This is a genomic window from Bradyrhizobium sp. MI1.3 (assembly GCF_055811695.1).
This window is the reverse complement of record NZ_JBVVPQ010000024.1, coordinates 33,676-51,109: the sequence shown is the minus strand read 5'-3', so window position 1 is coordinate 51,109 and position 17,434 is coordinate 33,676. Positions and strand designations below refer to the sequence as shown.

16 protein-coding genes are annotated in these 17,434 nt (G+C 63.1%); 9 read left to right on the top strand and 7 right to left on the bottom strand.

The genetic code is table 11. From position 1 onward, the window contains the following. The first annotated feature begins 120 nt into the window (after positions 1–120). Genes AC0L3A_RS19155 through AC0L3A_RS19140 form a run of 4 tightly spaced genes read left to right on the top strand, consistent with a single transcriptional unit; the run spans position 121 to position 3,596 of the window. A complete protein-coding gene (locus tag AC0L3A_RS19155; protein ID WP_473254988.1) occupies positions 121–966 on the top strand; it encodes an ABC transporter ATP-binding protein in 846 nt (281 codons plus the stop codon). Next, entirely contained in the window at positions 963–1,748 is a 786-nt protein-coding gene (locus tag AC0L3A_RS19150) for an ABC transporter permease (RefSeq protein ID WP_473254987.1), read from the top strand. The genes AC0L3A_RS19155 and AC0L3A_RS19150 overlap by 4 nt, the downstream gene beginning before the upstream one ends. After that, complete coding sequence (locus tag AC0L3A_RS19145; RefSeq protein WP_473254986.1) at positions 1,745–2,512, top strand: ABC transporter permease; 768 nt, start codon at positions 1,745–1,747, stop codon at positions 2,510–2,512. Before AC0L3A_RS19150 ends, AC0L3A_RS19145 begins: the two co-directional genes overlap by 4 nt. A 37-nt stretch (positions 2,513–2,549) precedes the next feature. After that, positions 2,550–3,596, top strand: coding sequence for a 2,5-dihydroxypyridine 5,6-dioxygenase NicX family protein (locus AC0L3A_RS19140; protein ID WP_473254985.1), 1,047 nt, complete (start codon positions 2,550–2,552; stop codon positions 3,594–3,596). Here AC0L3A_RS19140 and AC0L3A_RS19135 read toward each other — a convergent pair. Genes AC0L3A_RS19135 through AC0L3A_RS19115 form a run of 5 tightly spaced genes read right to left on the bottom strand, consistent with a single transcriptional unit; the run spans position 3,593 to position 9,299 of the window. Beyond that, positions 3,593–4,585 carry a 3-hydroxybutyryl-CoA dehydrogenase gene (locus AC0L3A_RS19135; RefSeq protein ID WP_473254983.1) on the bottom strand — a complete coding sequence of 331 codons (993 nt, stop codon included), beginning with the start codon at positions 4,583–4,585 and terminating at the stop codon, positions 3,593–3,595. The genes AC0L3A_RS19140 and AC0L3A_RS19135 overlap by 4 nt on opposite strands. A 3-nt stretch (positions 4,586–4,588) precedes the next feature. Next, positions 4,589–5,677, bottom strand: coding sequence for an NAD/NADP octopine/nopaline dehydrogenase family protein (locus AC0L3A_RS19130; protein WP_473254982.1), 1,089 nt, complete (start codon positions 5,675–5,677; stop codon positions 4,589–4,591). Beyond that, positions 5,674–7,197, bottom strand: coding sequence for a class I adenylate-forming enzyme family protein (locus tag AC0L3A_RS19125; protein ID WP_473254981.1), 1,524 nt, complete (start codon positions 7,195–7,197; stop codon positions 5,674–5,676). Before AC0L3A_RS19125 ends, AC0L3A_RS19130 begins: the two co-directional genes overlap by 4 nt. Positions 7,198–7,199: 2 nt before the next feature. Continuing rightward, entirely contained in the window at positions 7,200–8,489 is a 1,290-nt protein-coding gene (locus tag AC0L3A_RS19120) for an acyl-CoA dehydrogenase family protein (RefSeq protein ID WP_473254980.1), read from the bottom strand. A gap of 12 nt (positions 8,490–8,501) precedes the next feature. Further along, positions 8,502–9,299: an alpha/beta fold hydrolase gene (locus tag AC0L3A_RS19115; RefSeq protein ID WP_473254979.1), complete on the bottom strand. Its 798-nt coding sequence runs from the start codon at positions 9,297–9,299 to the stop codon at positions 8,502–8,504. Positions 9,300–9,514: 215 nt separating this feature from the next. Here AC0L3A_RS19115 and AC0L3A_RS19110 point away from each other — a divergent pair, with 215 nt between their 5' ends. The 4 genes from AC0L3A_RS19110 (at position 9,515) to AC0L3A_RS19095 (ending at position 14,908) form a co-directional block, all read left to right on the top strand. After that, positions 9,515–10,276, top strand: coding sequence for an SDR family NAD(P)-dependent oxidoreductase (locus tag AC0L3A_RS19110; protein ID WP_473254978.1), 762 nt, complete (start codon positions 9,515–9,517; stop codon positions 10,274–10,276). Between the two features lie 43 nt (positions 10,277–10,319). After that, a complete protein-coding gene (locus AC0L3A_RS19105; RefSeq protein WP_007601577.1) occupies positions 10,320–11,156 on the top strand; it encodes an enoyl-CoA hydratase family protein in 837 nt (278 codons plus the stop codon). 94 nt (positions 11,157–11,250) lie between these two features. Then, positions 11,251–13,602 carry a bifunctional salicylyl-CoA 5-hydroxylase/oxidoreductase gene (locus AC0L3A_RS19100; RefSeq protein ID WP_473254977.1) on the top strand — a complete coding sequence of 784 codons (2,352 nt, stop codon included), beginning with the start codon at positions 11,251–11,253 and terminating at the stop codon, positions 13,600–13,602. Positions 13,603–13,657: 55 nt separating this feature from the next. Next, positions 13,658–14,908 carry a flavin-dependent oxidoreductase gene (locus AC0L3A_RS19095; protein ID WP_473254976.1) on the top strand — a complete coding sequence of 417 codons (1,251 nt, stop codon included), beginning with the start codon at positions 13,658–13,660 and terminating at the stop codon, positions 14,906–14,908. A 9-nt stretch (positions 14,909–14,917) separates the two neighbouring features. On the opposite strand, the gene AC0L3A_RS19090 is transcribed toward AC0L3A_RS19095, so the two are convergent. Further along, positions 14,918–15,373: a cupin domain-containing protein gene (locus AC0L3A_RS19090; RefSeq protein ID WP_007601580.1), complete on the bottom strand. Its 456-nt coding sequence runs from the start codon at positions 15,371–15,373 to the stop codon at positions 14,918–14,920. A gap of 29 nt (positions 15,374–15,402) precedes the next feature. Further along, positions 15,403–16,578 (bottom strand): ABC transporter substrate-binding protein, encoded by a 1,176-nt coding sequence (locus AC0L3A_RS19085; protein WP_473254975.1) that lies wholly within the window; start codon positions 16,576–16,578, stop codon positions 15,403–15,405. Positions 16,579–16,826: 248 nt separating this feature from the next. On the opposite strand from AC0L3A_RS19085, the gene AC0L3A_RS19080 reads away from it, so the two are divergent. Then, entirely contained in the window at positions 16,827–17,345 is a 519-nt protein-coding gene (locus tag AC0L3A_RS19080; RefSeq protein ID WP_473254974.1) for a MarR family winged helix-turn-helix transcriptional regulator, read from the top strand. Positions 17,346–17,434: the final 89 nt, after the last annotated feature.

Below are 17,434 nucleotides of genomic sequence, written 5' to 3'. Positions count from 1 at the left end.
CGCGGCGAACCTGCCGGAAACAGCCACTGGTCTGGCAAGTTTCTTGCTAAGCTCGCGTCGCTGACGGAGGATGTTCAGCAAGCCTGTTGCGCAGGGTTCGCGCGCATGAAGTGAGACGAGATGAAGGTAGTGCCTTCGAGATCGAGCGAATGGGTGAGACCGGTGACGCCGCAAAAACCGGCTTCTGCAATCATCGAGGTCGAGAGCGTCTCGCAGGTATTTCAGACCTCGGCGCGCAAGGACCATGTGGCGCTATCGGACATCTCTCTGGCGATCGAGGAGGGAGCCTTCGTCTCCATCCTTGGTCCGTCGGGCTGCGGCAAGTCGACATTGCTTTACGTCGTCGGCGGCTTCGTCAGCCCGACCAGCGGCTCAGCGAAGATCAGGGGACGGACGATCACGGGACCAGGGCCGGATCGCGGTCCGGTGTTCCAGGAGTTCGCGTTGTTTCCGTGGAAGACCGTGCTGGGTAACGTGATGTACGGCCCTCGCCAGCAGGGCGTGCGCACCACCGAGGCGGAAGCCCAGAGCCGGGCCCTGATCGAAATGGTCGGGCTCAAGGGCTATGAGAACTTCTATCCCAAGGAACTGTCCGGCGGCATGAAGCAGCGCGTGGCGCTGGCTCGAACGCTGGCTTACCATCCTGAGGTTCTGTTGATGGACGAGCCGTTCGGCGCGCTCGATGCTCACACGCGAACGCGCCTGCAGAACGATCTGTTGAACATCTGGGAGCGTGATCGCAAGACGGTGCTGTTCGTCACGCATTCTGTGGACGAAGCGGTTTTCCTCTCGGACAAGGTCGTGATGATGTCGAAGTCTCCCGGCCGTATCCGCGAGGTGATCGACATCGATCTGCCGCGGCCGCGCCGACGCAGCGAGCTGCTGCTCGACCCCCGCTACCAGAAATACGTTGTCGATATCGAGCGCATGTTCGACGAGGTCGACGAGACGGGATCGCGGTCGTGACGTCGCTGGCGGCCTTGGGCAAGCGTGCGGCTCCGGTGTTTGCCTGTATCGGGCTTCTGGCGGCATGGCAGGTTGCGTCACTCGCGCTCAAGAACGACAGCTTCCCGACGGCGATCGAGGCAATCCGTGCAATCCCGGACATCCTCGGAGACAAGGAAGCTCTGATCAACATCCTGGCCTCGCTCCGCCGCATGGCGGTCGGGTTTGGCATAGCGGTATCGGTTTCGATCCCACTCGGCCTGTTGATGGGTCGCAGCCGGGCCGTCGCGGCGTTCTTCAATCCGCTCCTGATGGTGATCTACCCGGTGCCGAAGGCCGCCTTGATGCCGATCATCATGCTGTGGCTGGGCGTCGGTGACATCACGAAGACGCTGGTGATCTTTCTCGGCGTCAGCCTGCCCGTCATCTATCACAGCTTCGAGGGCGCCAAGGCGGTGGAAGAGAAGATGCTATGGTCGGGCGCCGCGATGGGGCTTTCGCCTGCGCAACGGCTGGTCCGGATCGTACTGCCGGCGGCGCTGCCGGAAATTCTGACCGGTTGCCGCACTGGACTCGTGCTAGCGCTGATCACGATGATTACGAGCGAGATGATCGCTCGTCAGTCCGGCGCCGGCAACATCTTGTTCAACGCGCTCGACATGGGCCAATACGACACCGTCTTTGCGATGATCATCATCGTGGGGGCGATGGGAATTTGCCTCGATGCGATCTTCGAGCGGGTCCGCGCAAGGCTGGTGCGCTGGTCCGAACCGCAGTTCGACATGCCGCTGAGCTTCTCATGATCCCGCAGCTTCGCTCCACCAGCATCATCCTCGGGCTTGCGCCGATCGTGCTGGTGATCGCGCTGTGGCAAGGCCTTGTATCATTTGGCTTTGCGCCTGCGGTGTTGCTGCCGCCGCCCGGATATGTCTTCAGCAGGTTGCTTCAGCAACTCGTGACATGGACGTTCCAGCAGGAGATCGCGGCGACCCTGTTCCGGTTGTTTGCCGGCTTCGCGATTGCGGTCGTCCTCGGTGTCAGCACCGGCATCGCCGCCGCAGCCAGTCCGGCTATCAACGCCGTGGTCCGGCCGATCGTGCGCGTGCTCGCGCCCTTGCCCAAGGTAGCGCTCTATCCAGCTTTGCTGCTGCTGCTCGGTTTCGGCCACGGATCGAAGATCACGCTGGTGGCGGCGGACGCACTCTTTCCCATCTTGCTCTCTACTTATTACGGTGCGTCAACTGTGGAGCAGAAGCTGATCTGGTCGGCCATGGCGGCGGGAACGCCGCGCTATGAGATCCTGTTCAAGGTGGTGCTCCCGGCCGCGATGCCGTCGATCCTGACCGGTTGCCGGATCGGCCTTGTCATTTCCTGCATCGTGGTGTTTCTGGCGGAGATGATCACGTCGAGCGACGGGCTCGGACATGTGCTCGTCACGGCGGCCCGGACCTTTCAGGCCGTCGACATGTTCGTGCCGCTGATCACGATCTCGCTGCTGGGCCTCATCCTCAATGGTCTGCTGGGGGCAGTGCGCGCGTACCTGCTGCGGGGTTTCCCCGAAGCATGAACTGACGAAGAAGAAACAGGAAGACCGGGAGTAGACCATGCTGGCTGATCGCATCGAGGCAAAATGGATCGACGCATTTTGCGAGATTTTTGAGCGATGCGCCGTCAAGGCCGGCGATACCGCGGCGATCCTCTCGGAAACCCAGTCACGTGCGTTGAATGTTCACTTGGCGGAGCTCGCGCTGCTGCGGATGGGCGCGCGACCGTTTCACGTGGTCATGCCGACCCCGCGTAACCGGAATATCGTTCCGGTTCGCTCGACAGGGGCGAGCGAGGCGATCCAACGGCTCGGCCCGGTCATCACCGCGCTTCAACAGGCCGGCTTTGTGGTGGATTGCACCATCGAGGGCCTGATGCATGCGGTGGAGACACCCGAGATCCTCAAAGCCGGCGCGCGCATCCTGGTGATCTCCAACGAGCATCCCGAGGCGCTGGAGCGGATGGTGCCGGATCCCGCGCTCGAGAAGCGCGTTCGCGCAGCGGCGAAGATGCTGCGCGGGACCAAGCGGATGCAGGTGACGTCAAAGGCCGGCACGGCGCTCGACGTCGATATGGTCGGCGCTTCCACAGTCGGCGTGTGGGGCTGGACGGACAAGCCTGGGACGCTGGCGCATTGGCCCGGCGGCATCGTCGTCAGCTTCCCCAAGAGCGGAACGATCAATGGCACGCTGGTGATGGCGCCAGGCGACATCAACCTGACCTTCAAGCGTTACCTGACCTCGCCGGTGAAGATGACACTGAAGGACGATTATGTGGTCGAGCTGGAAGGAGAGGGCACGGATGCCGCGATGATGCGTGCCTATCTTGCCGCCTGGGGCGATCGGGAAGCCTATGCGGTATCGCATGTCGGTTTCGGCATGAATCCGGGCGCGCGCTACGAGGCGCTGTCGATGTATGACCAGCGCGACACCAACGGCACTGAAATTCGTGCCGTCTCCGGCAACTTCCTGTTCTCAACCGGTGCCAACGAATTCGCCGGCCGTTACACGGCGGGCCATTTCGATCTGCCGATGATGGGGACGACGATCGAGCTCGATGGCGTCGCGGTGGTGCGTGAAGGGGTGCTTCAGGACGTCTTCGGCTAGTTCCGGTCGAGCACCGGTGGCCTAGCAAGGTCAAAGTGACGGAGCAGGTCGACCATGGCCTGAAGCCGCTTCACCCGATAGGCATCAACGTCCATGCCTGAATAATCCAGAAAGCCGGCACCCGTGCGCAGGCCAATCCGGCCCTCCTGCATGTTCCGCGAAATGACCTCCGGCGCACGATAGCGGTCGCTGCCGAGTGCGCCCTCGAGATAACGACTGGCGTAGTAGAGGATGTCGCCGCCGCCCCAGTCGATGAATTCGAGCAGGCCGAGCACGGCATATCGAAAGCCGAAACCGTAGCGGATCGCCTTGTCGATCTCCTCGGCGCTGGCGACGCCTTCCTCGACCATGCGCGCGGCCTCGTTCATCGCCAGCGCCTGGATGCGCGGGACGATGAAGCCGGGTGTCGCCGCGCACACCACCGGCACCTTGCCGATGCCTTCGAGCAGCGCCTTGACCTCCTCGACGATGCCTGGATCGGTGGCCTTACCGGGCGAAATCTCCACCAGCGGAATCAGATAGGCCGGATTGAGCCAGTGCACATTGAGGAAACGGCGGGGATTCACGATCGCGCCTGAGAGGTCGTCGACGAGAATGGTCGACGTGGTCGATGCGATGATCGTATCGGGGCCGACTTGTTGTGAGGCCGCCCCCAGCACATCCCGCTTGAGCCCGACGACTTCGGGGACTCCTTCAAAGACTATTCCAGCATTGGACAGTGCCGCACCGCTCTGGCTGGCAGGCACCACCGAGACCCGCGCGATCAGCGGGTCGACATCCGTCTCGATCAGTAGCCCCAGCTTCGCCAGGCTGGCAAAGGTCTTGCTGATTTCGCCGAGCGCATCTGCCTGCAGCCTGGCGAAATCTTCCGCTGAACGGGCCTTGATGTCGATCATCGTGACCGTATGCCCGGCATAGGCAAACGCGACGGCGATGCCGCGGCCCATGCGGCCGGCCCCGAGACAGGCGATGGTGGCTCGGCTGGTCATCGCTCAAAATCCCCTGCGAAGAAGCGTCTGCAAAGCGGCCTTGTCGAGATTGCCGAGCCCCAGCGTCTCGAGGGTTCGGCCGCCTTGCGTAAAATCCTCACCGCAGATTGCGCCACCGAAGGCCAGGAATGCCTTGGCCAGCGGCGTAGCCACGCCCGCCAAGCCGGCGACGGAGACCAGCAGCGATAGCCCAAGCCGCAAATCTTCTCTCATGTAGCGATGCTCGGTCAGCACGATCCGCTCGCGCCAGTCACCGGAATCGGTCAGCCGGTCATGCGAGCCGCGGCCGTACATCCAGATCTCGCCTTCCCTGGCGTAATGATGGGCGAGCGGAAAATGCGGTGCGCCATATCCGAGCGCCTCACGGACTGCGATCCGTTCGGCGTCGAGCGCGTCGGTGACCCGACGAATCGCGGCTTGCGTTCCTTCCTTGTGGATGTCCCACTTTTCGAAATGTTCGATCGGGCCTGCATTCATCACGATCAGGGGCGGATGGATAATCGGGCCTGCGTTCATTAGCGCACCGGAGAGAGCATCTCCGCACGGCTCGATTGCGCCGGGGAACGCCTGTCCAATCACCGCAAGTGCACGCGGCGCCTGATCGAGTGGGAAGACGCCGACGGGCAGTCGCTTGGCGCGGATGGTGATCGCGACCTCGAATGGCCCGTGCTTGCGGGTCAGCCATGGCAACGTCCCGGTCTCGGCAAAGCTCGCCTTGGCGTGGTTACCAGAATCCCGCGCAGCCTGGGCGAAGATCATTGAGCCGAACGTGGCCGGTGGCAGAAACACGACCTGCCCATCCCGCAAATGTGGAGCAAGCAGGCGCGCAATATCAGGCTGCGCGAAGGCGGGTGCGGGGCACAGGATCAGCTCTGCGCCGCTGACGGCTTCGGCGATGCCGGTCGTGACCAGCGCGAGCTTGACGTCGTGACTGCCGTTATGATCCTTCACCAGGATGCGCGAGCCGGCGGCGCGATGGGCTGCGACCTGATCGGCGTCGCGGCGCCAGAGTCGGACCTCATGTCCCGACAGCGCAAAATCGCCCGCGGCCGCGAAAGAGCCGTTTCCTCCCCCCAGAACCGCAATCTTCAAGATGCTTCTCCTTGCGTGCGCGATTGCGCATCAAGCTGCTTCAGCAGGAAATGTTGAACCTTGCCCAGCGCAGTGCGCGGCAGGTCGGCGACGAAAACGATCTCGCGCGGAATCTTGTAGCGCGCGAGTTGGGCCTGAAGATGCGCTTTCAACGCGTCTGCTTCCAGCCGGCAGCCGGATCGTCGGATCACGTAGGCGATGGGCACCTCGTCCCAACGTGGATCGGGCCGGCCGATCACCGCGCATTCGCTGACATCCGGGTGTTCGAGCAGGACGCGCTCGACCTCCGCCGGGTAGACATTCTCGCCGCCGGAAATGATCATGTTCTTCTTGCGGTCGCGCACCCAGAAATAGCCGTCCGCATCGCACAGGCCGATATCGCCGGTACGATACCAGCCGTCGTGCAGCGCATCGCGCGTGGCGTCCGCATTGCCCCAATATTCGAAGAACACGTTGGGGCCGCGCACCGCGATCTCGCCCGGCGCACCCGCCGGTACCTCGTTGCCGGCCTGATCGATCACTTTCGCTTCGCAGCACAGGCCGGCAAGTCCGGTCGATCCCGCGCGCGCGAGATCGCCACCAAGCCGGGTGTAGACTGCAATGGGGCATGTTTCCGTCGAGCCGTAGACCTGGAGCACCGGGACGCCGCGCGCAACGAAGCGGTCGATCAGATGCGGTGGCACGATGGTCGAGCCGGTCGCGACGGCCTTGAGTGACGAAAGGTCGGTCGTGGTCCAGGCGGGATGCTCGCTTACGGCCTGGATGATCGCCGGCACCATCACGGTCAAGGTCGGCCGGTCCCGTTCGATGGCTGCCAGCGCGGTGTCCGGCGTGAAGCGTGCGTGAACCGTGACCGTCGCACCCAGCTGGAGCGCCGCCGTGGTCTGGATGTTGAGGCCACCGACGTGGAAGAACGGCAGCAGCGTCAGCACGTGGTCATCCGACGTCATGTTGTGCATGTGCTGGCTCATGACGCCGTTCCAGAACAGCGCCTCCTGGCGCAACACCGCGCCTTTGGGCCGTCCGGTCGTTCCTGACGTGTAGACAATGAGAAGCGGACAGGAGAGATCGGTGTGCGGGTTTCGGCCGGTGCCCCGGCACCGAGCTAACAGGTTTTCGAACGTAGTGCCGCGAGGCGGCTCGAAATCGAGCCCGACAATTGCAGTCCCCTGAAGTTCGGCAAGAACCCCCTCAAATGCCTGCTCGAGCACCAGGACCTTGGCGCCGGCATCATTGAGAATGAAAAGCTGCTCGGCGACAGCCAGCCGCCAGTTCAGGGGCACCAGCATCGCGCCGAGCCGCGCGCAGGCATAGAGCAGAACCAGATAGTCCGGCCGGTTCAGGCTGAGGATCGCAACGCGGTCGCCCCGGCCTACGCCAAGCTCCTGCTTCAATGTCGCGGCGGTCCGTTCGATGCGCGCAGCGAACGCTGCATAGCTCAACCGTTTGCCTTCAAAGGCAACGGCTGTCTTGTCTGGCGCGAACGCCGCGTTGCGATCGATCAGACTGCAGAGGTCCACCGTCAGTCGTCCGTTTCGCCGGCCTCGTACAGCGCCTCGCGCCCGATCCGGTCGAGGCAGAGCTCGGCTGTCCACGGCAACATCAGAGAGCCGCAGCGGCTGTCGCGATAGATCCGCTCGAGCGGCAGCGAGCGGAGCATGGCCTGACCGCCGCAGGTGCGGATCGCGAGCGCGGCGAGCTCATTGGCACCCTCCATCACCGAATATTGCGCGGCATAGGCGCGAAGCACCTGCTCCTTGCTCGGATTGGCGCGCGCTTCGGTGACCGCCTGGAACCAGATCGCCTTGATCTGCTCGAGCTTGATCTGCATCTGCGCGACCGCAATTTGCTTGGTCGGATACATCCTGCGCTTGACCGGCGGCATGCCCGGTATTTCGCCGCGCAGATATCGCACGGTGAAGTCATAGGCGGCTTGCGCAAGGCCCATATAGGTCGGCGACAGCGTCAGGAACATGTGCGGCCAGCGCATCGCGGCCTGGAAATAGACGCCCCGCGGCATCAGCGCGGAATCTGCCGGCACGAACACGTCCTTGAACAGCAACGTGCGTGAGACCGTTCCGCGCATGCCGAGCGGATCCCAGTCGCCGACGACCGAAACGCCTTCCGATTTTGAGGGGATGGCGAGGTAAAGCGTGTTGCGACGCGAAGCCTTCTCGCCTTCCTCGATCTCGGTGCAGAGAACGCCGTAATAGTCCGCATGGCCGGAGAGTGATGCAAAGATCTTCTTGCCGTTGACGATCCAGCCGCCCTCGACCGGCCTTGCTTCCGTCCCGAAAGCGACGCCGCCTGCCGCTGCCGCGCCGCCCTCGGAGAAGGGCTGCGAATAGATCGCGCCGTCCTCGACGATACGCTTGTAGTGGACTGCACGTCGGCCCTCATGCTCGGCGCGGGTCTCTGCATCCATGTCGAGATCGTCGGCGAGCGGGCCCGACCATAGCGTCGAGCAGACATGCATGTTCCAGGTGAGCGCAGTCGCACCGCAATAGCGACCGATTTCCGCTGCCGCCAGTGCGTAGGTTTGATAATCCGCTCCGAGCCCGCCATGCTTCTTGGGCACGGCAATACCAAGCAAGCCGACGCGATGCAGGTCGCGATAATTCTCGGACGGGAAAATCGCCTCGCGATCGTAAGCCGCGGCGCGGCTGGCGAACACGCTCTGGCCGATCTCTCGCGCACGCGCAATGATGCCGGCCTGCTCGTCGCTCAGTCGGAATGCGACAGGATCGAAGATTGGCGCATCCAGCGCGACCTTGTCAGTCGCGCCGATGGTCTTGCTGACTTGCATGGTCATTGCGCAGTCATCCTACGTGTTGATCGCGACGGAGTTCAGGAACCGGCCGAGGGCCTCGTCAAAGGCATCGGGGCGCTCAAGGTTTGCAAGATGGCCGACACCGGCCAACTCGACATACTCGGCAGATGGAATGTAGGTCGCCGTCTTCGCCATCATTGGGGCTGGTGCGTTGTTGTCCTTGGAGCCGGACAGCAGCAGCGTCGGGATGGAAATGTCCTTGAGGGTGCTGCGTTGGTCGAAGCCAATCAAGGCCAGCATCATGGCGCGATAGCTCGCCTCGGGCACGCTTGCCATGCACTCCCGTGCAAGCTCCATTCCCTTGGGATCAGGATCGTCGCCCACCAGTTCCTTCACCAGAGAGGGCGCCAGCGACTTCATGGCTTCGCCGCGATCGAGCGGCCCGAGCCGTGCGGCGATAAACGATTTCTGCCAATCGCCGTCGGCCTTGCCGAAGGCCGGGCTGGTCTGCGCCAGCACGACGGCGCGCGCCAGGTTTGGGGATTGCACCAGCCATTTCTGGACGATCATGCCGCCGATGGAATGGCCGACCAGAATCGGCCTGCTCGCACCAAGCTGCTCGATGAATCGCTGAAGCGCATCCGCCAGGGCAGCGATGCTGACGCTGGCGAGTGGTGCCGAGCCGCCATAGCCCGGCATGTCCCATGCAACCGCGTGGAAGCGGTCGCCGAATGTGGCAAGCTGCTGCCGCCAGGCCCGTGCCGCACCGCCGATGCCATGCAGGAAAATCAGAGGTGTCCCGCCCGGATCGCCCGCTGCCTCGTAGGAGAAGCGGCCGTCCTTTGTTATCATTGGCGCAGGCTGCGACACGCGACATCCTTTTGCTCGACCCTTCGATGCTAACAGGCCTGTGAGGGATGGGAAGAGATAATTTTATACTTAAAGCAATTTTCGGGCCGGTGTCCGGCGTGCGGCTGTCCGCGGGGTCGCGTCGAGCTTCGTTTGCAAAAGTTTGAAGGTTAAAATATATCGAGAGAGCGATCAGCAGAATGCAAGGAAGCCAGCGCATGTCCGGATTACCGCATTCGCCGCACGCGCTGGTGACCGGTGGCGGTCGCGGCATCGGTCGCGCCATCGCAGCAGCGCTCGTCGAGGCCGGTGCTACTGTGACCGTCCTTGGGCGGGATGCTGCCACACTCGAGGACGCAGTCAGCGCAGGAGCTGCCCATTTTGCGGCCGTCGCCGACGTCTCGGACGAAACCTCATTGAAAGCCGCCATCGCTCAAGCGAGTGCGCGGCAGCCGATCGATATCCTGATCGCCAACGCGGGAAGCGCCGAGTCCGCGCCGTTCGCCAAATCCGACAGTGCCCTGTTCGCGCGCATGATGGACGTCAATTTCATGGGCGTGGTCCATGCTGTCAGCGCTGTGCTGCCAGGGATGAAGGATCGTCCCTATGGCCGGATCGTCGCCATCGCGTCGACGGCGGGGCTCAAGGGATATGCCTATGTCAGCGCGTACACCGCGGCCAAGCACGCTGTGGTCGGTCTCGTGCGGTCCCTTGCACTAGAGATGGCTGCCAGCAACGTGACCATCAATGCGGTGTGTCCCGGTTTCACCAACACGGATCTCGTCGCCGGCAGCATCGAGAACATCATGAAAAAGACGGGACGCAGCCGCGAGCAGGCCATTGCCGAGCTCGCGAAACATAATCCGCAGGGGAGATTGATCTCGCCGCAGGAGGTCGCGGATGCCGTGCTCTGGCTGTGCGGCGAGGGCGCCGGCGCAATCAACGGGCAGGCAATCGCTGTTGCCGGTGGTGAGATTTAGCGCGCATGGCCAAGGCGCGGAGCAAGGAAGCCAAGGAGATCGCATGAGCAGACCAGCCAATCCCGTGACCTTACCGCTTGCGGACTATTCGCCGCAGCACTTCCTGCTGGCCGTCGTCGATGGTGTTGCAACCGTCACGCTCAATCGTCCGGAACGGAAGAATCCACTGACCTTCGAGAGCTATCGCGAACTCACCGATTTCTTTCGCGCCTGCGCCTTCGACGATGCGGTCAAGTCCATCGTCGTGACCGGCGCTGGTGCCAATTTCTCGTCCGGCGGCGATGTGTTCGAGATCATCGGTCCGCTCGTGAAGATGGACACCAAGGGGCTGACGGCGTTTACAAGGATGACCGGCGACCTCGTCAAGGCGATGCGGGCCTGTCCGCAGCCGATCGTTGCCGCGGTCGAAGGCATTTGCGCCGGGGCGGGCGCGATCATCGCCATGGCGTCGGACATGCGGCTTGCGGCGAGCGGAGCCAAGGTTGCATTCCTGTTCAACAAGGTGGGCCTAGCCGGTTGTGACATGGGCGCCTGCGCGATCCTGCCGCGGATCATCGGACAGTCCCGCGCCTCCGAGTTGCTCTACACCGGCCGGTTCATGACCGCGGAGGAGGGTGAGCGCTGGGGCTTCTTCAGCCGTATCCTCACGTCGGAGCAGGTGCTGCCCCAGGCACAAGTGCTGGCCAAGCAAATCGCGGAGGGACCGACGTTTGCCAACACCATGACCAAGCGGATGCTGGCCATGGAATGGGCGATGTCGGTGGAGGAGGCGATCGAGGCGGAAGCCGTTGCTCAAGCGCTGTGCATGACGACCGCCGATTTCGAACGGGCCTTCGAGGCCTTTGCCAACAAGGTCAAGCCGGTCTTCAGGGGCGATTAAGCCGGGCTTTGCCGGCAGCATGCCGCAATGGGGACTTGCGCGAAATTATTTTAGGCTTAAAATAGTTTTGGCGGGTTGAATTGGCGAGGCTCCCATGAAAGTCGCGATCATCGGTGGCGGACCTGCGGGTCTCTACGCTGCAATCCTGCTGAAGAAGCAGCGGCCGAGCGCCGAGATCGCGGTCTACGAGCGCAACCGCGCCGACGACACCTTCGGCTTCGGCGTGGTTTTCTCGGACGCCACGCTCGATAATTTCGAGAAGCACGACCTTCCGAGCTATCGTCGCATCACCCAGGAATTCGCCTACTGGGACGACATCGCCGTCCACTTCCGCGGAACGGTCCATCGGGTCGGCGGCAACGGCTTTTGTGGCTGCTCGCGGCAGAAGCTGCTCCTGATCCTCCAGGCTCGAGCGCGCGAACTGGGCGTCGTCCTGAATTTCGAAGTGGACGTCGAGGATGAATCCCGCTTCGCCGACGCCGATCTGATCCTGGTCGCGGACGGCATCAACAGCCGCTTCCGCGACAAATATGTCGATCATTTCGCGCCGGAAGTCGACCTCCGTACCAACAAGTTCGCCTGGATGGGCTCGACCAGGCCGCTGGATGCCTTCACCTTCATCTTCCAGGAGACAGAGTGGGGGCCGTTCATCGCTCATGCCTATCAATATGAAGCCGGACATTCGACCTGGATTTTCGAGACCGATCCGGAGACGTTTGAACGCGCCGGGCTGACGGAGCTGAACGAGACCCAGTCTGCTGCGCGGATGGCCGAGATCTTCGGCTGGTTCCTCGATGGGCATCAACTGCTCACCAACCGCTCGACGTGGCGCAACTTCCCGATGATCCGCAGTAAGCGCTGGGTCAAGGACAACATGGTCCTGCTCGGCGACGCCAAGGCGAGCGCGCATTTCTCGATTGGCTCGGGCACCAAGCTCGCAATGGAAGACGCGATCGCGCTGGCAGAGGCGATGGAGAAGGCGCCCAGCATCAAGGCGGCGCTGGACGTCTATGAGCACGGCCGGCGTGAGGAGGTCGAGAAGACGCAGCACGCCGCCGACGTCTCGCTGGTCTGGTTCGAGCATGTCGACCGATTCTGGGATTTCGATCCCGTGCAGTTCGCCTTTGGCGTGATGACGCGCTCGAAGGCGATCACCTATGACAATCTGAAACTCCGTGCTCCTGACTTCGTGGCGGAGGTCGAAAGATCGTTTGCCAAGCGTGTTTGCGGCAGCGGTTTCGACGTCGATACCGAGAGGCCGATGGTGCCGCTGTTCCAGCCCTTCCGGCTGCGCGAGATGGAGATCGCCAATCGCGCCGTGGTGTCGCCGATGTGCATGTATTCGGCGAAGGAAGGCGTGCCGACGGATTTCCACCTGGTGCATTATGGATCGCGCGCGATCGGCGGCGCCGGCCTGATCTTCACGGAGATGACCTGCGTTGCCCGCGACGCCCGCATCACGCCCGGCTGCACAGGATTGTGGAATGACGCCCAAGAGGCGTCGTGGCGGCGCATCGTCGATTTCGTCCATGCCAATTCAGCCGCAAAAATCTGCCTGCAACTGGGGCACGCCGGGCGCAAGGGTGCGACCAAGCTGATGTGGGACGGCATGGACCGTCCGCTCGAGGAGGGCGGCTGGGAGGTGTGTTCGGCGTCTCCGCTGCCCTATTTCCCCGACAGCCAGGTTCCGCGCGAGCTCGATCGGGCCGGCATGAACGCGGTGAGAGACGCTTTCGTCGCGGCGGCTGAGCGCGGCGAACGCTGTGGCTTCGACATGCTCGAACTGCACTGCGCCCACGGCTATCTGCTCGCGAGCTTCATCTCGCCGCTGACGAACACCCGCACGGATGAGTATGGCGGCTCGCTCGAAAACCGCCTGCGCTTTCCGCTCGAGATCTTCGAGGCGCTGAGGGCCGTATGGCCGTCGCACAAGCCGATGTCGGTGCGCATTTCCGCGACCGACTGGGCCGAGGGTGGCATCGGCGGCGACGACGCGGTGGCGATCGCGCGCGCCTTTGCCGAAGCCGGTGTCGATCTCGTCGACGTCTCAACCGGGCAGACCGTGCGCGATGCGCAACCGATCTATGGGCGCATGTTCCAGACGCCGTTCTCCGACCAGGTCCGCAATGAGGCGCGCGTGGCCACGATGTGTGTCGGCAACATCACGACGGCCGACCAGGCCAACACCATCCTGGCTGCCGGCCGGGCGGACCTCGTCGCGCTCGGGCGGCCGCATCTGGTCGATCCCTCCTTCACCATGAGGGCGGCGGCCTGGTACGGCGCCGGCGACGCGTTCTGCCCGCCGCAATATCTTCCCGGAAAAGATCAGATTTTCCGCAACAGCGTGCGCGACCGGCAGGATCTCGAGGAGCTGAGAATTAAGGCTAAGCCCAAGACCCGGGCCGAGCTCAAGGCGGAGGCGACAAAGCCGCTTGCGGCGGAGTGACCGCCCGTGCGAATTTGACCGCATTGCCTGGTGTGTACCGAGTGGAGTGAGGGCGATGAAGGCGATTATCGTCGGTGGCGGTATCGGTGGTCTCACCACCGCATTGATGCTGCGCTCGCGGGGCCTCGCTTGCGAGATTTTCGAGCAGTCCGACACCATCCGCGAGCTTGGCGTTGGCATCAACACGTTGCCGCATGCCATGCGCGAGCTGGCGGGCCTCGGTCTACTCCAGCAGCTTGACGATGTCGCGATCCGCACCGACCAGCTCTATTACCTCAACCGTCACGGCCAGGAAGTCTGGCGCGAGGCTCGCGGCATCGACGCCGGCCACGATGTGCCGCAATTCTCGATCCATCGCGGCCGCCTTCAGGGCGTCATCCATCGGGCCGTCGAGGAGCGGCTCGGGCCGGAGGCCATCCACACCGGCTGCCGCCTCGGCGCCTTCACGCAGGACGAGAGCGGCGTCACCGCTTACTTCTTCGATCGCTCAGGCGCGCACATCCACACCGCGCGCGGCGACATTCTGATTGGTGCCGACGGCATCCATTCGCGGGTCCGTGACACGCTGTTCCCGAGCGAGGGGCCGCCATGCTGGAACGGCCTGATGCTGTGGCGCGGTGCGCGGGATTGGCCGCTGTTCCTCACCGGCAAGTCGATGATCGTCGCCGGCGGCCTCAACGCCAAGGTGGTGATCTATCCGATCGCGGAGGGATCGAGCCCGGCGAGCCGTCTCACCAACTGGGCGGTGCTGGTGAAGGTCGGCGAGGGCAATGCCCCGCCGCCGCGGAAGGAAGACTGGTCGCGGCCGGGCCGTCGCGAGGAGCTGATGCCGCATGTGGCGCGCTTTTCGGTGCCTTACGTCGACGTGAAGAGCCTGATCTCGGCCACGCCCGAGTTCTACGAATATCCGACCTGCGACCGCGATCCGTTGCCCTATTGGTCGTCGGGCAGAGTCACGCTGCTCGGCGATGCCGCGCATCCGATGTATCCGGTTGGCTCCAATGGCGCCTCGCAGGCGATCCTCGATGCGCGCTGCCTCGCCGACGCGCTGGTGCGCGCCGAGCATCCGCGCCAGGCGCTGCTTGAATACGAGAAGAAGCGCCTGCCCATGACCGCGGACATCGTCCGCTCCAACCGGCGCGGCGGACCCGAGGGCGTCATCGACGCCGTCGAGCAGCTCGCGCCTGACGGTTTCGACAATATCGACAACGTGCTGAGCTATTCCCAGCGCGAGGCCATCGTGCGCGGCTATGCCACCAAGGCCGGCTTCGCCGCAGTGCCGGGACTGGCGGCGGTCCGCGCTTGAGCTGCGCTGCTAGCCGCCGGGAGGCGGCGGCAGGAAGTGGATGTTGAACTCGGCGGCCATCGCCACCACGTCCTCGGGCTTCTGTTCCTTCATGTTGTGAAGGCCCCAGAACAGGTCGAACAGCTTGCGGGTGGGTGACACCCAGAACAGCACCTTCGCGGTCTGCTCCGATTTGTTGAAGATGCCGTGCGGTACGCCCATGCCGAGCCGGATCAGGTCGCCCGCAGTCGCCTGCGACTCGGAATTGCCGAGCATGAAATCGAGCTTGCCCTCGAGCATGTAGAGATATTCATCCTGATCGGGATGAATGTGCGGCGGCACGAACGTGCCCGGCGGCAGCGTCGCATGCCAGGAGAAGCTGTGCTCCGTGTTGCTCTTCGGCACATAGGTCTGGCCGAGGATGTTCCAGGAGATGCCCTGGATTCCCTCATTGGCCCGTGTGATGCCGGTGATTTCGCTCTTCATTGTGATCCTCCCTCGACGCGACGTGCGGCTTAGTTCGCCGCCTTGCAGTCCTTGGCGTAGCGGTCGCCGTAATTCTCAAAGACTTTCTGGACGATCTCGGTCTGGAACTTGCCGTCCGCGCGCTTGGCGACCTTGGTCAGGTAGAAATCCTGGATCGGATAACCGTTGGTGTTGAACTTGAAGGCGCCGCGCAGAGAGGTGAAGTCGGCCTTTTTCAGAGCGGCCGCGACCGCATCCTTGTTGGAGAGGTCGCCCTTCACGGCCTTGACGGCGCTGTCGATCAGCATCGCGGCATCGTACGCCTGGAAGGCGTAGGTGCCGGGCACGCCGTTATAGGCGGCCTCGTAGGCAGCGACGAACTTCTTGTTCTGGGGATTGTCGAGATTGGGGGCCCAGTTCGCGCCGCCGAACATGCCGACCGCCGCGTCCTGCTGCGCCGGCAAGGTCGATTCATCCACCGTGAAAGCCGAGAGCACCGGAATGCTGTCTGCAAGACCAGCTTGCTTGTATTGCTTGACGAGATTGACCCCGAGGCCGCCGGGCATGAACGTGAAGAGAGCATCGGGCTTCTGCGACGAAATCTTGGAAAGCTCCGGCTGGAAATCCAGCGTGTTGAGCGGCATGTAGGATTCTTCGACGATCTCGCCCTTGTAGTCGAGCTTGAAGCCCGCCACCGAGTCCTTGCCGGCTTGATAATTCGGCACCATCAGATACATGCGCTTGTAGCCGCGATCCTGCGCGACCTTGCCGAGGATTTCGTGCACCTGGTCGTTCTGGTACGAGGTCACATAGAAGAACGGATTGCAGTCCTTGCCGGCAAACGTCGACGGGCCGGCATTGGGGCTGATCAGGAAGGTCTTCGATTCCGTGACCGGCCGGTGGATCGCCTGGAGAATGTTCGAGAAGATCGGGCCGACCACGAAATCGACCTTGTCGCGCTCCAGAAGGCCCTTGACCTTGGTGACCGCTGCGTCCGGCTTCAATTCGTCGTCGACCACGACGACTTCGACATCGCGGCCGCCCATCTTTCCGCCGAGATCCTTGACCCCGAGCGCAAAGCCGTCGCGAACCTGTTGGCCGAGCGCGGCGGCGGGTCCCGAGAGGGTCACGATCACACCCAGCTTGATTTTCTCCTGGGCGAGGGAAGGGCTCACCGCGGTGCCAAGCAGTAAGGCGGCTGCGGCCAACGTCATTTGCGTCTTCATGATCGGTCCCCCGTGATAACAGGACTTGCGTTGCAAGCCGCTACTCCAATCCAAGTTTATGCCGATGATTGCTGCCGCGGCAAGCTAAGCTCAACTCGTCAGCCTGCGGGCAGCGGTGCATGCAAGCGGCGCGCCAATTATTTGAAGCCTAAAGAAATGGGCATGCGGTCGATTGTTGCGGCTTTAGGCTTGCAGCCGGCTTCGATTTATTTGAAGCTCAAAATGTTGGGATTCCCTGCCGGGCGCGAATGTCGGCCGTGAGTGACTGCATCAACATGCTCGATTCCGAGACCAAGGCCGTCGAAACTCCGGAGGATCACGCCGAAGAGCTTCGGCTGTGGCTGCGTCTCTTGACCTGCACGACCTTGATCGAGGGCGAGGTCCGTGGCCGGTTGCGGCAGCGCTTCGACGTGACATTGCCCCGTTTCGACCTGATGGCGCAGCTCGACAAGGCACCCGACGGCATGACGCTGTCCGACGTCTCCAAGCGCATGATGGTGTCGAACGGCAATGTCACCGGCCTCGTCGAGCGCCTCGTGGAATCCGGTCATCTCGACCGCCGCACGTCGGAGACGGACCGCCGCGTCCAGGTGATCCGGCTGACTAAACTCGGTCGCGCCGAGTTTCGCAGAATGGCCGCGGAACACGAAACCTGGATCGCCGATCTCTTCGCCGATCTGACGCCGAAGGATGTGCGCGAATTGATGCGGCTGCTCGCCAAGACCAAGGCATCGGCGCAGAAATCGGCCGCTCGCCGCCGGGCCTAGTCCGCGGCTGAGGCACCCGCCCATCCCGTTTGCCGCCGGAAAAAGCACGGGATGCCCAAAATCCGCTATTGCGCGAAATTGCTTTAAGC

Excerpts from the sequence above, each read along its gene's own strand:
- AC0L3A_RS19080 (WP_473254974.1), top strand. The coding sequence starts at position 16,827 with ATGTCGGCCGTGAGTGACTGCATCAACATGCTCGATTCCGAGACCAAG.
- AC0L3A_RS19085 (WP_473254975.1), bottom strand. The coding sequence starts at position 16,578 with ATGAAGACGCAAATGACGTTGGCCGCAGCCGCCTTACTGCTTGGCACC.
- AC0L3A_RS19155 (WP_473254988.1), top strand. The coding sequence starts at position 121 with ATGAAGGTAGTGCCTTCGAGATCGAGCGAATGGGTGAGACCGGTGACG.
- AC0L3A_RS19145 (WP_473254986.1), top strand. The coding sequence starts at position 1,745 with ATGATCCCGCAGCTTCGCTCCACCAGCATCATCCTCGGGCTTGCGCCG.
- AC0L3A_RS19090 (WP_007601580.1), bottom strand. The coding sequence starts at position 15,373 with ATGAAGAGCGAAATCACCGGCATCACACGGGCCAATGAGGGAATCCAG.
- AC0L3A_RS19100 (WP_473254977.1), top strand. The coding sequence starts at position 11,251 with ATGAAAGTCGCGATCATCGGTGGCGGACCTGCGGGTCTCTACGCTGCA.
- AC0L3A_RS19140 (WP_473254985.1), top strand. The coding sequence starts at position 2,550 with ATGCTGGCTGATCGCATCGAGGCAAAATGGATCGACGCATTTTGCGAG.
- AC0L3A_RS19120 (WP_473254980.1), bottom strand. The coding sequence starts at position 8,489 with ATGACCATGCAAGTCAGCAAGACCATCGGCGCGACTGACAAGGTCGCG.
- AC0L3A_RS19095 (WP_473254976.1), top strand. The coding sequence starts at position 13,658 with ATGAAGGCGATTATCGTCGGTGGCGGTATCGGTGGTCTCACCACCGCA.
- AC0L3A_RS19105 (WP_007601577.1), top strand. The coding sequence starts at position 10,320 with ATGAGCAGACCAGCCAATCCCGTGACCTTACCGCTTGCGGACTATTCG.
- AC0L3A_RS19135 (WP_473254983.1), bottom strand. The coding sequence starts at position 4,585 with ATGACCAGCCGAGCCACCATCGCCTGTCTCGGGGCCGGCCGCATGGGC.
- AC0L3A_RS19110 (WP_473254978.1), top strand. The coding sequence starts at position 9,515 with ATGTCCGGATTACCGCATTCGCCGCACGCGCTGGTGACCGGTGGCGGT.
- AC0L3A_RS19115 (WP_473254979.1), bottom strand. The coding sequence starts at position 9,299 with ATGATAACAAAGGACGGCCGCTTCTCCTACGAGGCAGCGGGCGATCCG.